This is a genomic window from Stieleria marina (genome assembly GCA_007741555.1).
In the GTDB taxonomy this organism is placed as follows: domain Bacteria; phylum Planctomycetota; class Planctomycetia; order Pirellulales; family Pirellulaceae; genus K23-9.
Genome location: CP036526.1, coordinates 6,147,626 through 6,163,384 on the forward strand (window position 1 = coordinate 6,147,626; position 15,759 = coordinate 6,163,384).

The 15,759-nt window shown below is 54.4% G+C and carries 11 protein-coding genes and 1 tRNA gene; 7 read left to right on the plus strand and 5 right to left on the minus strand.

Going from position 1 to position 15,759, the window contains the following annotated elements:
• The first annotated feature begins 921 nt into the window (after positions 1-921).
• Both K239x_RS21850 and K239x_RS21855 read left to right on the plus strand, forming a co-directional pair.
• Positions 922-1,731 (plus strand): helix-turn-helix domain-containing protein, encoded by an 810-nt coding sequence (locus K239x_RS21850; protein WP_145422501.1) that lies wholly within the window; start codon positions 922-924, stop codon positions 1,729-1,731.
• 312 nt (positions 1,732-2,043) lie between these two features.
• On the plus strand, positions 2,044-2,832 hold the full coding sequence (locus tag K239x_RS21855; RefSeq protein ID WP_145420496.1) for an SDR family NAD(P)-dependent oxidoreductase: 789 nt from the start codon (positions 2,044-2,046) through the stop codon (positions 2,830-2,832).
• Positions 2,833-2,978: 146 nt separating this feature from the next.
• Here K239x_RS21855 and K239x_RS21860 read toward each other — a convergent pair.
• Both K239x_RS21860 and K239x_RS21865 read right to left on the minus strand, forming a co-directional pair.
• Positions 2,979-3,053: transfer RNA gene (locus tag K239x_RS21860), tRNA-Pro, on the minus strand.
• Between the two features lie 267 nt (positions 3,054-3,320).
• Positions 3,321-3,782 carry a hypothetical protein gene (locus K239x_RS21865; RefSeq protein ID WP_145420497.1) on the minus strand — a complete coding sequence of 154 codons (462 nt, stop codon included), beginning with the start codon at positions 3,780-3,782 and terminating at the stop codon, positions 3,321-3,323.
• 414 nt (positions 3,783-4,196) lie between these two features.
• Here K239x_RS21865 and K239x_RS21870 point away from each other — a divergent pair, with 414 nt between their 5' ends.
• The 3 genes from K239x_RS21870 (at position 4,197) to K239x_RS21880 (ending at position 7,423) form a co-directional block, all read left to right on the plus strand.
• Positions 4,197-4,763, plus strand: a complete 567-nt coding sequence (locus tag K239x_RS21870; RefSeq protein ID WP_145420498.1) for a hypothetical protein — start codon at positions 4,197-4,199, stop codon at positions 4,761-4,763.
• A 3-nt stretch (positions 4,764-4,766) separates the two neighbouring features.
• Positions 4,767-6,527, plus strand: coding sequence for a DEAD/DEAH box helicase (locus K239x_RS21875; RefSeq protein WP_145420499.1), 1,761 nt, complete (start codon positions 4,767-4,769; stop codon positions 6,525-6,527).
• Positions 6,528-6,859: 332 nt separating this feature from the next.
• The gene (locus K239x_RS21880; protein ID WP_145420500.1) at positions 6,860-7,423 is read left to right on the plus strand and encodes a hypothetical protein; all 564 of its coding nucleotides are present in this window, start codon (positions 6,860-6,862) and stop codon (positions 7,421-7,423) included.
• 22 nt (positions 7,424-7,445) lie between these two features.
• On the opposite strand, the gene K239x_RS21885 is transcribed toward K239x_RS21880, so the two are convergent.
• The 3 genes from K239x_RS21885 to K239x_RS21895 form a co-directional block, all read right to left on the minus strand.
• Entirely contained in the window at positions 7,446-9,626 is a 2,181-nt protein-coding gene (locus K239x_RS21885) for a hypothetical protein (RefSeq protein WP_145420501.1), read from the minus strand.
• Between the two features lie 8 nt (positions 9,627-9,634).
• The gene (locus K239x_RS21890; RefSeq protein WP_145420502.1) at positions 9,635-10,753 is read right to left on the minus strand and encodes an efflux RND transporter periplasmic adaptor subunit; all 1,119 of its coding nucleotides are present in this window, start codon (positions 10,751-10,753) and stop codon (positions 9,635-9,637) included.
• 62 nt (positions 10,754-10,815) lie between these two features.
• Positions 10,816-12,714, minus strand: coding sequence for an efflux RND transporter periplasmic adaptor subunit (locus K239x_RS21895; protein ID WP_145420503.1), 1,899 nt, complete (start codon positions 12,712-12,714; stop codon positions 10,816-10,818).
• Positions 12,715-13,196: 482 nt separating this feature from the next.
• Here K239x_RS21895 and K239x_RS21900 point away from each other — a divergent pair, with 482 nt between their 5' ends.
• Complete coding sequence (locus K239x_RS21900) at positions 13,197-15,131, plus strand: TolC family protein (RefSeq protein WP_145420504.1); 1,935 nt, start codon at positions 13,197-13,199, stop codon at positions 15,129-15,131.
• Positions 15,132-15,271: 140 nt separating this feature from the next.
• A complete protein-coding gene (locus K239x_RS21905) occupies positions 15,272-15,721 on the plus strand; it encodes a 3-hydroxyacyl-ACP dehydratase FabZ family protein (protein WP_145420505.1) in 450 nt (149 codons plus the stop codon).
• Positions 15,722-15,759: the final 38 nt, after the last annotated feature.

Consider the following 15,759-nt stretch of genomic DNA (forward strand, 5'->3'; position numbering starts at 1 on the left):
CCGTCGAGTAAACAGTGATCAAATGCTGAACGAATGAAGCAGCCGAGGAACTGTACTTCGTTGCCGTCTTTGTTTCAGCATCCGCGTTCGGCTTTGTGCTTTCGCATTTTGCAGAACCGGAGCCGACCATCATACATTCCCGGAGTGGCTTGGCACCAAACTGGCTCCAGTGCGAAAAGCGACATCCAAGAAATCAGTGATCGGTGTCAAGGTCCGCTGGGGAACAGTATAAGGCCCGCCGGGGAGCAGTATCTCGCTCTTAGCTGATAGGCGTGCAAACACATCGTAGGTTTCGAAAAGCCCTCTCCAAGCCCCTCCGCTCGGCACAACCTGCCCGCAAAATCACATTCCGCGATTGCCAATCGCGCGATGGCGCATTTGAGTCCGTGGTATCTCCGATCGCATCGCTTTCCTGAGTTCGGCCAGAATCGCTGTCGTTGAAGCTTGGCAATCACATTCCAGCGTTCACGGATCGACTATCTTCGCCGTCTGTGCGGAATCGGCAGCGAAAGTTTGCTCGGTTGGATTTCCTTTAAGGAGATCGGCCTGCAGAGGCGTCCTTCGGCCGGCCAGTGAGCGGCTTGTTTGCAGTACTAACGCGAGGAATGGGCGGTGCAACTTCACGCATTGGTCGGAACACCGATGCAAGCGTTTAACTGCTTTGGACCGTTCCAATTCCGTCCCGGAGACAGTAATGAAACTACAGAGAGGCGGTTCAGACCGATGTTAGAATGTCGCCCGGTGGTGCTATCTCTCGATGTCGGGTGTTGGCGGTTTAGTGGCGTTTTCCGTGCAGAAATAGGGAGCCCCCGACAGGCCACTCTTCGTCCGGCTTGCTCGCGCTCATTTCGCGACGTAATCTCTGTTGTCTTTCACGTTGTTTGCATCGCCACCGAGGACAATATGGCTTCCGGGTTGAAAGTGAAGCATTTCAAAGTTCGCGGCTCTGCCGATGACGGGATTACGGTGCATCAATGGGAGTCGGTTGAACACACTTGGCCGAATCACTCACACCCTGAATACAAACTGGGCGTTTCCGAAGGCGGGACAGGGACGTTTTTCTATCGTGGCCAGCGATACTTCGTCGGACCGGGGAAGCTGCTTGTCATTCACCCCAATGAAGTGCATTCGTGCACGGCTACCGGAGCGTGGCGATATCTCTATGCTGCCCCGAACGTCATCGCCAGTATCGTCAGGACGTTTAACCGGAACGGTGATATCGAACCATTGTTGCTGCCCCCGGTCATCGACGACATGCAACTTGTGGAGCTCGTTTTGCAGGCTCACCGGGCGATGGACGACGGAGATCCGCAGTTGGATCAGGAGTCAACCTTTTATGAAGCCATCTGCGAGCTGTTAGTGCGGCACGCATCCATGCCGGACATTCCAAGAAAGCGGGGACGGGCGAACATTCGCAGAGTCAAGGAGAGCTTGGAAGCGAAATTCAGCGAGAATGTCTCGCTTCACGAACTCGCCCAATTGGCTGGGACCTCCGCCCCGTATCTGAGCCGCGTCTTCTCCAAAGAGGTCGGCATTCCCATCCAGTCCTATCTCTCTCAAATCCGAGTGCGTCGTGCGCAGCAGATGTTGATGGCCGGTGAGACGCTAGCTAATGTCGCCTACGCTGCCGGTTTCGCGGACCAGTCGCACTTCACGCGGCATTTCAAACGATTCATCGGGGTCGCGCCGGGAGCGTATTCCAAGGCGGTGAATCCGTCGAGCAACTCCTGACGCGCCTCCGTAACCGCAAAGCCGTCCGGTGTCATGAGCCATAGATCGCGAAATATCGGATGACTCGCGCCCTTCCGCTAAGTAATCCTTCGTTTCGATACCAAAGTGGACGGGCGTTGGGGACGATCCGCAGGTCCTGAGCCCGCGTCAATCCTGGCGGTCAATTCTTTGGAAGGCGCGCAATATCGTTCAAGAAGCTTCCCGGGCACCTCCCTAAACTCATGACGTTGAAGGGCTACAAGTCAGCCCCATCTGATGAAGTATTCGCTTCGACACCCATCCATGAACGTTAGGGAATAGGATAAGAATTCGATGAATCTTGAACTCAACAATAAAACAGCACTGGTCACCGCATCAACAGGCGGAATCGGTCTGGCGATCGCGACTCGCCTGGCTGCCGAAGGGGCAACAACCATCGTCAACGGTCGCAGCGAAGCGACCGTCGAGACGGCGATTGGAAAGATTCGTGAGAGTCAACCGAAGGCCGACCTGATCGGACTGGTTTCCGACAATGGGACGGCCGAAGGCGTCGCACGAACCATCGCCGAACATCCGCAGATCGATATCCTGGTCAACAATCTGGGCATTTTTGAAGCGGTTGATTTTTTCGACCTGACGGACGAAGCGTGGCAGCACATCTTTGACATCAACGTGATGAGCGGTGTGCGTCTTGCACGGCACTATCTGAAGGAAATGCTGGAGCAAAACACCGGACGCATCATCTTCATCAGCAGCGAATCCGGCGTCGTGCCCGCTCCGGAAATGCCACACTACGCGATGACGAAGACGGCACAACTTGCCGTCTCGCGTAGTCTGGCTCAATTGACCAAGGGAAGCTGCGTTACGGTGAACACCGTCATGCCTGGATCGACGTTAACGCCAGGTGTGAAGGAATTCATCAGCAACCTCTTCCCGGACGAACCCTACGATTCGGCTGAGAAACGATTCATGGCAGACAATCGGCCGACCTCGTTGATTCAAAGATTGATAGAACCGGAAGAGATTGCCAACATGGTTGCGTTTGTTGCCAGCCCACTCGCATCGGCTATTAACGGAGCACCAATACGAGTCGACGGAGGACTCATTCCAACGATTGCTTAACGGTGTCGGAAAAGAAACGTTAAGGTGAAGCGGGCGAAAAGGGCATCTGTTTGAACTGCCAAGGTAGCTGACAAGAAATCGCGTAAACCATTGCAATTCAACGAGAAACAGCTCGCTGCAAATCAATGCAACGAGCTGTTTCGTAGTCGGGGCGACAGGATTCGAACCTGCGACCTTCTGGTCCCAAACCAGACGCGCTAGCCAGGCTGCGCCACGCCCCGAGGCGTGTGGTAATCAGGAGATAGACTCCCAAATTGCAAAGCACAGAGTAACCGACGAAGCATTTTTGCGAAAGGTTCACTTCAAGACGTTTTTTGCAGTCTCTGAGTCAACTTCGCAGGCGACGTTCGATCAGTCGGTGGAGCGGAAGAATAGCGATATCAGGGCGACATGGCGAGTGGACTTGGAAAAAAAATGGCCGGATCGAATTTGATCCAGCCATGATTTGAAATGTCACTCTTTTCCCGGCAAACCAAGCGCTGGCACGCTTACTGGTTTCCGGCGGCTTCTCCGGTGCCCAGCTGAGCCAAAACCTGCAGGACGCCGTTGAGATGGGCCAATCGGGGGCCAAATCGGTCGACAAATTCGTTCATCATGAACTCGCCCTCGATGAGGTTTTCTTCGTTGTACTGAATCTCTTCGGTCAGATTATCCAAAAATTGCGTCTGGACCTTGCTGAGGGTTTCCGCTGCTTGTCGGCACGCACGCGAAAGATCCGGGTTGGCCGATTTCCACTGCTGCAGTTCATTGGAACGCTGCTGCTGCATGGCAGCGTTCTGCTGGGCAAGCTGCTCCAGTAATTGATTTTGTTTCTGTTGCCCGACGACCAACTGACGCAAAAGGTCCGCTGTTGTCTCTTCTTCGGAAACCTGTGCTTGCTCCGGCTCTGCTTCCGCTGAAACGTCAATCCGAAACATGGGCGAAAGTGGTTCCTGCTCATATGAAGACATACGCTGAATTCCTGCTGCGTTTAATCGAATAACTCGAGAAGATAAAATCGTGCGAGCCACGAGTATAACCAGCAATTTTCGACTTTGTCCAATAAACAATGGCCAATCGTACCGGCCACTCCATCTTTCCTGGGAGCCTTGAGGAATCACGGTTTTTTTCGGCAAATTTTTGCTTGCTTTTGCAGTCGGAATAGTCGCCCCTACAACCGGCGCAATCGAACCTGTGCCGTCAAAGTCCGCGTAATCGGAACCGCGAAATCTGGCGAGACGTTGCCGAACAGCCTGCAATGACCTCAGACACAGCAGCCAGCGGACGATAAGACCTGTAGAAGCTGCGGTCGCTATGACCCGAACAATCTATCGCAGCGTTATTTTTGCACCCGACTCCCTCTGAACCCCGCGACGCTAAATCGTATGGCAGCCACCTCTGTAGCAAAAACGATTGGGTACTACACCGTTTCCGAAGACGAACGCATGGGTTGGACTGGCGGATTACTGATTCTGAACTCAAGTGGCCGTCCGCTCGAATTTCAGTGCACGCTTCCAGTGCGGCCTTCCAAGGCTCATGAGATTTTGTACGGACCGACCCTCCGCGCCCATTTGATCGGCGAGATCATCGGCGAGCTATTGATCAAGAAAGCTCGCACTCCCCTGACACTGCTTTGTTGTGATCAAGCCGAAGCGTTGTCGCTGGAATCGATCGTCGACCTTCCCGTCGTTCTGGTAGCCGAAGCCGCCGAGCCGGACGAAGGTCCCATCACGGAAGAATCGCTGTCGGGCTGGCAATCAGTCGACTTTGCGGGCACGCACTTTTGGGCTGCGATGGAACACGTCGAAACCGTCACTGAGATGGCAAAAACATTCGGCGACATTCCTGATGGTGTTGAACCGTTCGACCGCATTCGCGAAGCGATCAAGGAAGCCCATTCACAAATCGCTCGGCAACAAACGACACCTCAATCCACGTCCCAAGTGGCCTAGTCGATGTTCAACATTCATCGCCCATCGAGCCAACCACCTAAACGAAGGTTGCCCGCACTCGATATTCAGATCGATGCCCAAAGCAGTTGGCATTGCGATTCGCTGACACCGAGCGACACATACGAAATTTCGCTCGACCGCATTGAGCTGCGTTCGATCGCCATCCGTGTGCCAAAGCTTACGTCAAAGGTCAACGGTTTCATCTTTCCCGAAGCCCAGCAATGGCTGCCGCAAAAACCTGCGCCCAGCGATGGCGAAACCGAACCCAAACCGCGTCCCAAACGCAAACGTGGTCGTCAAGAGATCGCGAAGCATTCGCGCATCAAACCGCCAAAAGACATCGTCAAACTACAAGACCGACTTTACTACTTGCTGCAGCCGCCGTTGGATTTATTGGTCGGCAGCGGACAGCTGACGTTTCCTTTTGAACCGTTTCCCTATCAGCTCGATGGAATGGCGTTTCTGTTTCCTCGCTATGCAGGGATTCTGGCCGACGAAATGGGCCTGGGAAAAACGATGCAGGCGATCAGCACGATCCGATTGCTGTTGTGCAGTGGTGAAGTGCGAAGCGTATTGCTGGTTTGCCCCAAGCCCCTGGTAACCAACTGGCTTCGCGAGTTCAGTGTATGGGCACCAGAGATACCGATTGCGCCGATCGAAGGCAACGCTGCCAAACGCGAATTCCAATGGCGTTCACCTGATGTTCCGGTCAAAGTCGCCAACTACGAACTGCTGATGCGTGACGAAGAAATCGTCATCGACAGCGGCCTGCATTTTGACTTGGTCGTTTTGGATGAAGCGCAACGCATCAAGAATCGCAACAGCACCACCAGCGAAATTGTGCGCGCGATTCCACGCACACGTTCCTGGGCGCTGACGGGAACTCCCGTTGAAAACTCGCCCGACGACTTGGTGGGAATTTTCGATTTTCTCTCGCCAGGATATCTCAAAACGGGCATGCCGATGCCCACGATCGCGAAACGATCCAAGGACTACATTCTGCGACGTACCAAAGACATGGTGCTAGACGACATGCCGCCCAAGCTCTATCGAGACGCCGAGTTGGATTTGACGCCTCAACAGTGGGCGACCTACGAATCGGCCGAATCGGAAGGAGTGATCAAGCTGGAAGAGATGGATCAGGAACTAACGATCCAGCACGTCTTTGAACTAGTCTTGCGATTAAAACAAATTTGCAACTTCGATCCGTCCACGGGCAGTAGTTCTAAACTTGAACGCTTGGTCGCTGACATGGAAGAAGTCGCCGCGAGCGGCAAAAAGGCGATCGTATTTAGCCAATGGGTCAACAGCATCGACAAGATGCGGCCAGCCTTGGAACGCTTCGGTCCCCTGGAGTACCACGGACGAATTCCACACAAAAAACGTGACGGAGTCATCGACCAATTCAAGAACGACTCAAACTGCAGCATGATTTTGATGAGCTATGGTGCGGGGAGCGTCGGGTTGAATCTGCAGTTCAGCGAATACGTCTTTCTCTTTGACCGGTGGTGGAATCCAGCGATCGAAGATCAAGCGATCAATCGCGCGCACCGCATTGGAGCTGCTGGGGCGGTCACCGTTACTCGGATGCTGGCGATGAACACCATCGAACAGCGGATTGCCGATGTGCTAGACAAAAAGCGGGAGATGTTCGACGCGTTGTTTGCGGACTCAGACTCTCCAGCGAAAGGTGCCGGTTTGAGCCGCGACGAAATCTTCGGGCTCTTTGATCTTCGCGCTCCAGGTGGAAAGAAAGTCGGATGATCAATTGCACTGTGCATTGGGCGCGCAAGCAAACATCAATGCAAAAGCAAACTTCAGAGCGTATCACTTCCTTGCCTTTCGATTCCTGCAATCAACCTTTGTTCGCAATCTTTTTTTGTAGCGGGCCATCTCTTGCATCGACACTTAGCCAATCGGGTTTTCAACAACTGTAAACATCAAAATGTCTTTCGACAATTTGGTCTCTTCGGTCGGTTGGACTACAATTGATTGGGCGATGCGATCGAAACTGTCTTGACAGCCACCATCGGCTGAGCGTAACAGTGATTTTCAGGTCTCCTTGCCCCCAACGGTTTTTCCAGCGGAGAAGAGATATGAAGCCTGAATCAAACGGCAATGATGGATGTGATCCTTCGGACGCTGAAAGCTCACCCCTCGACCGCTTCTTTAGCGGATTGAGCGAGTTCATCTTCCACTCCAAGTTGGGCGTCGCCGATGTCCAATTGGTCGACTATCTGTCTGACATGATGTTGCGATTCGTAAGAGTCGAGGCAACTTATCGCGTCCGAAAAAACAACGGGCGTCCGGTAACCGAAGTGTTTCAGATGCTTTGCGAAGCGGAGAAACGAATCGGGCTGGCGCGACGCGAAGTCCATCGGCATATCGGTGACTTCACACTGTTTTGGTCGGGCATGTATCCCGAGCAACTGCGGCGGATCAAGCCCGAACAGTCACGTGATGGATTTCTGGACTATTGCCATCAGGGCAAACGAGCTTACGCGATCGCCGCAGAAATCGAAGCTGGTGAAGATCGACCATCCAGCGATCTCTTGATCCGGTTAAGCGAGCACTTTGAACTCTGTGCCTATGGCCTTCGCGAAGTCCGACGTGAGTGGGAAGAAGGCGATTCATCTGCAGACGGTTTGCTCCTGTCATAGCACGGACGACGTCATCCGCAGACTAATTCGCAAGTGCTTCGGCGATCCGTCGAAACAACGAAGCCGACCGCACGCGAATTCGTGCTTGACTGGTGCTGCGGACCGCTAGCGTTGCCGCGGATCTACCAAGTTCGACGCGGACTTGGTAATAAGCGGCAGCAGGTCGCTGCAGCGCCAAATGGCTAGGCAACGCAATAAGCTCCGACGCGTAGAACTCGCGGGGGATCGTTTCAATCGGAGTTGGCGACACTTCAGTGACCTTGCCCAAAACGCTGCCCCGGGAGCGATTCGGCAAAAGCAGACTGACGCTCTGCCCAATTTGCATCAGCGTGATATCCGCCTGATCAACCAACAGGATGGCTTCTCGATCCGTCGGATGCCCCACGTGACCAACCAACGTACCGGCAGTCAAAAACGCCGAACGATTCGATGGCTGCAGTGGCGTCCCCGCCCATGTCTGCCGCACCTCATCCTGGTCTGCTTTGAGAAGATTGCTGGGCGGATAGAAACGCCCTGAACTCGGCGAACGAATGACCAACTCATCGACGCTCTCCTGCAAAACTTGGCAACGCTGCGTGACGGAAGCCAGTAGATCTGCAGTCGCTGGAATCTGCGAAGCCAATTCGGGGCGACTTACTTGCTGCTTTCGCAGACCATCGATTTGTGCACGCATCTCGTTGCGGCGAGTCGTTTGCTTCGCCAATTGCAGCACCATGTCGGGGTTCACCAAATTTGCCAAAACGTCGCCTTCGCTGACGTCGCTTTGGTAGGCGACTGCATCAACAACTTGTCCTTGCGTTGCAACGTAGACTGGCTTGGCGTTCGTCGCTTGTACCATCGAGGGTACCGTGATGTGACGTGGCAAGGGCACCAACAGGATTAGAACCAAAGAGACGGCCCCCACCGCAACAAGCATCACTTGACGCTTACCAGCGTCTTTCAGATTGGCATCAGCCTGCTCGGGCCGATGCAGCAACGGCTTTACCATGCGATAAGCAACCGCCACCACCAAACCCAAAACTAAAAACGTTGCGAGCTGATTCAGACCATAGCTGGAAAGCCATCCATAGGCGATCGAACCGAGCGTGAACATGATCAACATGCGATACGCGGCACTGAGCAGGCCGTAACCGACGAAAAACGATCGGTGCCAAACAGGCACACCCGGTCGCTCAGATTCGCCGCTGCCAACGCGAGGGAGCGCCCACACGAATCGCCGAACCCAATTGCGAATCAACTGTCTTGCTTGGCTGGCGAGATTCGGAATACCTACCAGATCCGAAAGGATAAAGTACCCATCGTATCGAAGCAGTGGATTGCCGTTGAACAACAACGTACTGACGGAACAGACCACGATAATACTGACGCAAACGTCTCGGGCTACGCCGGCATCCAAGAAACGCCAGGCGACAACCGCGAACGTAGCGATAGTCAGCTCGGCAAGCATCCCCGCCGCCGATATCAAAACTCTCTTCCATCGCTGCGGAATCATCCATGCATCGGAGACATCGCAGTACAGACAAGGCACGCCCACCAGGAACATCACGCCCAGCTCACGGCACTCACCACCAAATAGCTTGCAGCACATCGCATGCGCCAGTTCATGAACAATCTTGGTCACAGACACCACAGACGCAATCAGTAGCCACCACGAGAGCGACGTTTGACTGGCCGCTTGACCGACGTGCTGACTGAACGATTCGAAGTGAACCAGGACCGTCATCGCGGCGCCCGCAATGGCGACCAGCCAAACGACCCAGAAAACCGGACTGGTCAAATATGCAGCCGACCACTGGGTAGTAGTAGCGACGCGCCCCAGCAAAGCGTCCGGATTGATTCCGGGCATCCGTATGGCGAGTGGGTTTCGCAGCCAAGCAAACTGAGGTGCACCAACCGGCGGGGCTCCTCCTCCTCGCAATAGCCCCTTCGATCTGGCATCGGCGACAAACTGCAATAAGGCCTGAGGCGAAACAAAATCCGGTGCGAACCGTTTGGCACACTCGCTCACGATTTCCGTGAGAGACCGTTCGCCATCGAGCAATTCCAAAATCGACCACTCGCGTTCGGAAAAATAGTAGTACGCGCGAGACAGCGGATCTTTGACGACCACAAATTCGCGGCGTCCCATCCGTACCTGCGACCGCTGCAAATCAGCGCGCAGCGCGATGGTCGCGTCGGAGAGGTTACTCGCTGTGCTTGGCAAGAGAAAATTCACTTTGAATCGTCGGAGGGATCCGTGGCAGTTTCCCCTACCGCAGTCAGATCAACACGCATGCCCGGCAAGACTTGCTCGCCAGGATTATCGAACTGCACAAGCAGACGCACCTGTCCATTGATGGGATCCATTTCGGGACTGACAAAACTTACTTCACCCTTGATCGCTTGGCTTCCGACTCCAGCACAGCGAACTTCGACCGATTGAGCCGCTTGCAATTTCTTTGCGATCTCGATTCCCACGAACCCTTCGGCTTGCAATCGATCTATTCGCAACACGCGGACAATCGCAGCCCCCGCCCCAACCCACTGTCCAGGCTGTTGGTAGCGTTGCACAACGACACCATCGATCGGCGCGACGATCGTGTGCTGCTGGACCGACAACTGAGCTAACTGAGCAGCATATTGCTTGGCGCCCGTCTGGATTTCCAAAATCGACTTGTCGGCGGTTGCCTGATCGATCGTCACTTCGGCTCGTCGAATGCGGAGCCGATGCAAGAGAGACGCCTTGTCTTCGCTCTTGGATGTCAACGCGTCAATTTGCTGGTCAATCACCGCTTGCTGACCTTCCAACTGACTTCGTTCATAGGCCAATCGCAAGCTATCGAGTTCTGATTTTGAAACGCTATCGGCAAATCGAGATCTGGCGTCGTTGGCTCGCGACCATTCATTTTTGGCAATGCCGGTCGCTTTGGCAGCGGCGCGGACACGCACATCGTTCTGCGCCTTTTGGCGAGCGATGTCGCTGGAAAATTTCTGCTGTTCGCCAAGCTGTTCGGCCAACGCTAAGTCATGCTTGGCCAATTCGCTCTCGAAATGAGTCTCCATGCGTTTCTTTGCGATTTGCAAATCCGCGTCTGCCAACTTTGCCTGAAGCTGAATTTGTCGATCGTCCAATTTTCCGATCAATTGCCCCGCAGTGACTCGGTCTCCTTCGGCTACGTCCAGCGATTCCAACAACCCAGTTTCGCGGGCCGGCACATCGACCTGATCGATTACGGTGACCACCCAATCCTTCAACGAGATCGTTTCTTGCGCGCACGCAGCGTCATTCAAGCAAATCGTTAATGCAAGCGAAAACAGCAGGACAGCGAGACGTGGCAAATTTCGTTTCATCAAATTTTTAGCTCATCAGATACAGAGTTCAGGTCCTGGAATACAAGCAGCATCGGCGATGCTCACCACCAACTTTGCCCGCGTGCCCACTGAATAAAACTTCGAAACCAAACGAACCCGACCGAGCGTCGACCGCAATGAATGCTGGCGTTGACCGTTGCTCCCACACGGAAGTCATCCGTTTCCGGCGAATCGGTCACTTCGATTTCGCCACGCAGCACAGGTCGTCCGTCGTCCGCAATGATCGCCGTGTCGGACAATTTGCTCAACGTGCCATCAAAATTCGCCTCCGTGCGACTAGTCAGACGAAAGGAACACTTCGCGGGGGATTCACGATGCGATTCGATAACATAACCGCTATCTGATTCGGCGATGTCCAACTGAACCTCCCAACCTTCGCTAGGTGCGACCACACTGAGCAAGTATTCGCCATGAACAACGGGTCGGTGGTGCAGAGCTTGATCCAGATCCCAGCGGTCGACTTGTCCATCGATCGGACTACGAATCGTCAGATCATCACGCTGTTGCTGCACGATGTTCAGTTGCTGGATCAGGCCGTCGATTCGTGTTTGCAAAAGCTGCTGCGTTCCAGCAGTCGACGTCGATGCTTTCCCTGAAGAATCTGTGTTGGAACGCATTGTTTTTGCCACAGCTAGTTCGGTTCGCGCCGTCGCTAGATCGCCCTTGATTTGTTCGTTCAGCAACTCCAGTTTCGCGCTTCGTAATCGTACCAAGGCGTCACCTGCTTTTACGTTTTGCCCACTACGGACAAGCACACCTTCAGCAATCGCGTCGCTGGGTGCAAACAATCTTTGCGTTTTCGCAGCCACCAACGTTCCCTTGGCAGGGATATCAAACGGCGCAGGAACAAACCAAAGCACCGCGATCACCGACGCCGCGACTGCCAGAGCCGCCCAGCACCTACGACTGGCAGATAGTTTTCCTATCGCATTTGCAAACGACTTCATCGTCAACTGCGACAATCCGATGCGATCACGATCCACGGCACGGCGAACAGCGCGGTCAATCATCGACCGGTTTTCCAGTTCAGCAGGGAGTGCTGCATCGCGAAAACTTTCCACCACGATGCCTGCGATCGGCTGCTGAACCGAGTCGCCGATCGGCACTGATTCGATGCGAATCGCTTTGGCCCCCGACGAAAGCAAGTAGCTCTGCAAGGTTTCCGATTGGCAACGATCGATCTCCCCTGATGCTTGCGCGACAAACTCAAACATTCCGCCAACGGGAATGACTTCGTCGACCAGAGACTCCAGCAAGCGAACCTGCTGAGCGCGTCGATCGACGTTGCTCTGGGTCGATGTCGCGATCAAACGAAAACCGGCTCTTTCGGCTTTCAAAAGCGACACGCGATCGACGTCGCTCATTTGCGACAGCGCCGATGCGATGCCGGCAAGGGACTCTTGCAAAGTAATTCCAGAGCAAAGCTGTTCGATCCATCGAGCACGAGTGTCTTGTTGATCGATTTGTTCGCCGACGCGATACAGTTCGTCTTTCAAATACTGCCGCGTTGCAGTCGTCATTACGGCCTCCGCTAATTCCCCGATCGCCGAAGCTTGGTTTGCACTGGGCGCTGAAGGCATGCAAACCAATAAACCCATCACCACTGGCGGCACGCATTGCGCGTACTGGGGCAATTGCTCGGCGATGCGAAGCGTGGTGGGCTCGGTCCAAACCGACGAACTCCGGTCAGCCAGCAATGTCGGTGTTAGCGAGAAGGTGCCGCTGTTCGTTCGTGGTGAAACGAATGTCCACAATTCAGTTTGCTCTGCTTCTGCCCAAAGCCTGACATGGCTCGCTTGGGTCGCACCAGCTAGACCGTCGACGATTGATTCGTAGAAATCATTGCTCATGACGTTTTCACGAGACAATGATTCAAGTCGATTCAGTAGCGATTCGCCGTTGCTCCAGATGTGATCAGCCATGCGGATCGGGTCAGACATGCGAGGGCGGCTTCAGATCGAAAAAGGCGGAAAGGAATGCGTTTCACCAGCCGGAAGGTTACGCAGATTGTGTGTTGGCTGTCTTGATAACCGAGGCAACTTGAGCAAACGGCGGCAAATCGACTTTGATCATCCGTTCGCTAGTTTAACCACTTCGCCCCAAGGCTCGTCCGGCCAGCGCGAGTTTCACGACCACTGGCGAACGCCCGCAAAATTTGCCCACTTTCACCCGCTTGCATCCACTTTGACTCAATCAACTTGGTCTGGTTGTACGAATAAGGGAAGCAGAGAGTTTTAGGAAGGCTTTGCGGGGTGTCGTGCGCACTGACACTTTCGCTGAGGGGCAACCAATCCCAACAGGCCATCCTTGAATGGGCCAGCCTGTTCTTGAGATCTGAACGACTTTGCATCAATCCAACTCGATCGCTGATCGACCTTGCTCACAGCGAGGTCATCGCTCATCCGGTAACTCCGGACGTTGGATGCTGCATGCCTTGAAAACTTGCTGCCTGATCACCCTGGCGACAGCAGTGGGTTGCCGAAGCTATCGAAATACAGCCGAAACGATTGGCAACGACACGCAGATGATTGATGCGATCATGCGCGAAGTCGATCGCGGTGCTCAGAAATCGATCGCCGAACCCATGCCGCTGACGCAACCACCCCTCACGCTGAAGACTCCCGAAGCGTTTGACAATGCAAGCTACCGAGAACTGGGCCTGCAAGAAACCATTATGGTCGCCCTGAGCAACACATCTGTTCTAAGGGATTTGGGCGCGACGGTTCTACGATCTCCCAACGCCATCCTTAGCCAAGAAACTCGTTCGCTGGCTCAGATGGATCCTCAATTCGGAGTCGAAGCCGCGCTATCGGCTTACGATGCTCAGCTGTACGCGTTTGGCAAATGGCAAAATAACGACCGTCGATTCAACAACCGATTTTTTGGCGGTGGTGCCAACGCGTTTCAACAAGACACTCATGACTACGTTCTACAGCTTTCCAAACTAACGCCCACGGGAGCTCAATTTTCCGTTCGCAGCATCATCGACTACGACGCCAACAACGCGACGGGAAATCAGACCCCGAGCGCATGGCAAACTCAGCTGCAAGCAGAAGCCCGCCAACCACTCTTGCAGGGCGGCGGACTGACATTCAATCGCATCGCTGGGCCTGGTGCGACGCCGGGTGCTTACAACGGTGTTTTGATTGCCAAAGTCAATACGGACATTACCAACGCTAAGTTCCAGCAAAACGTCCGAGACTTTGTCAGCAATGTCACCAACGCGTACTGGGATTTGTATTTTTCGTACCGTGATCTGGATGCCAAGCGGTCGGCTTACGAACGCAGTCGTACCACTTGGCAAAGCTATGAAGCACAGAAAGCCAGCAATCGAAAATCGGGTGCTGCTGAAGCACTTTCGCGTGAACAGTTTTATCGTTTTGAATCAGAACTCCAGGATGCGATCGCCGGCAAACTGTCGCAGCGGACTCAGAACAACAACTCCACGTCCGGCGGTTCGTTTGCAGGCGTCAATGGAGTCCAAGCCGCCGAGCGACGATTGCGTCTACTGATCGGGCTGCCCATCAGTGACGGCGTGCTTCTGCGACCCGCGGACGATCCATCGACTGCGCCCCTGATTTTTGACTGGGATTCAATTTCGGCAGAAGCGATTCGATTGCGCTCTGAACTGCAGCAACAACGCTTGCTGGTCAAGCGTCGCGAAATGGAAGTTTTGGCGGCCAAGAATTTCTTGATGCCCCAATTGGATCTTGTCAGCATCTATCGCGTTCGGGGACTGGCTCGCAATTTGGCGGGCGACGAATCCGCTTTCGGTGAACTGGGCTCGCTGGACTTCCAAGAGTACGAAGCAAGTTTGGAACTGAAACTGCCGGTTGGTTTTCGACAAGGTCATCTAGCGGTTCGACATGCCAAAATTCAGCTGGCACGCGACCAAGCCGTACTGCATGAACAAGAGCGTCAGATCATTCACGATCTAACCGCCGTGGTGGCCGAGTGCGATCGCGCTTACAAACAAATGCAGACCAATCTGAATCGCTACTTGGCCGCCAGCGATGCACTTGCCGCGCTGGACGCGAACCGATCCGCCGGAATGCCGGTGAACCTGGAACAATTGCTGGACGCCCAGCGTCGCATTAGCGAATCGCAAAGTCGGTATTTTCAGTCGCTGGCCGAATACACCTTGGCCGCCAAGAATGTCCAGTTCGAGAAAGGCACCCTGCTGGAAACGACTAATCTTTTCATCGCGGGGGATTCTTCAGCGAACTTCGCTGTGCCAAGCGTGCCACCAGCCGCCGAGTCGACTGTCGATAGTGATTCGGACCCCGGCGAAGATTTCGATCGGGAGGCCGACGCGAGCTACGAGCCAATTGCCGTGCCGTTTCCTGACGCGAACTAAGCTACCAAGCGAGCCCCACTAATTGGCCCCTGCCAACGCTTTTCGCCGGGCCCCACGCCTTTCGGCGGCTCCCCCGTTGCTGCAACGCCTGGTCGCAGCACTACTTGGCGCGTCGTGGTTGTTCGCTTCAGATATTGGGCATGACTGCACAAGAAATCGAAGCGATGATTCCCCACCGACCGCCCATGCGTTTGCTGGACGAAATCATCTCGCAAGACGATTCAAACATCGTCTGCAAAAAGACGTTTGCCGAAGACGACTTTTTTGTCCAAGGCCACTTTCCCGCCTACCCGCTGGTGCCTGGTGTCATTCAGTGCGAATGCTGCTTGCAAGCCGGCGCGATTCTTCTGAGCAAGATGACGCCTGACGATCCCAACGTGGTTCCCGTGGCAACACGAATGGACAGCGTCAAATTCAAACGCATGGTGCGCCCTGGTGATACGGTTGAGATCCATGTCACGCTGAACGAACGCATTAGCAACGCCTATTTCTTGACGGGCAAAATGTTGCTCGATGGCAAAATCACCGCGCGGCTGAATTTCGCCTGCAGTGTGACCAATCCGCGCGAAGCCGGCGAGGCTCCATCGTGAGCGAACCAAGCTTTGATTTTTTGGGCCTGTCGGGCAAG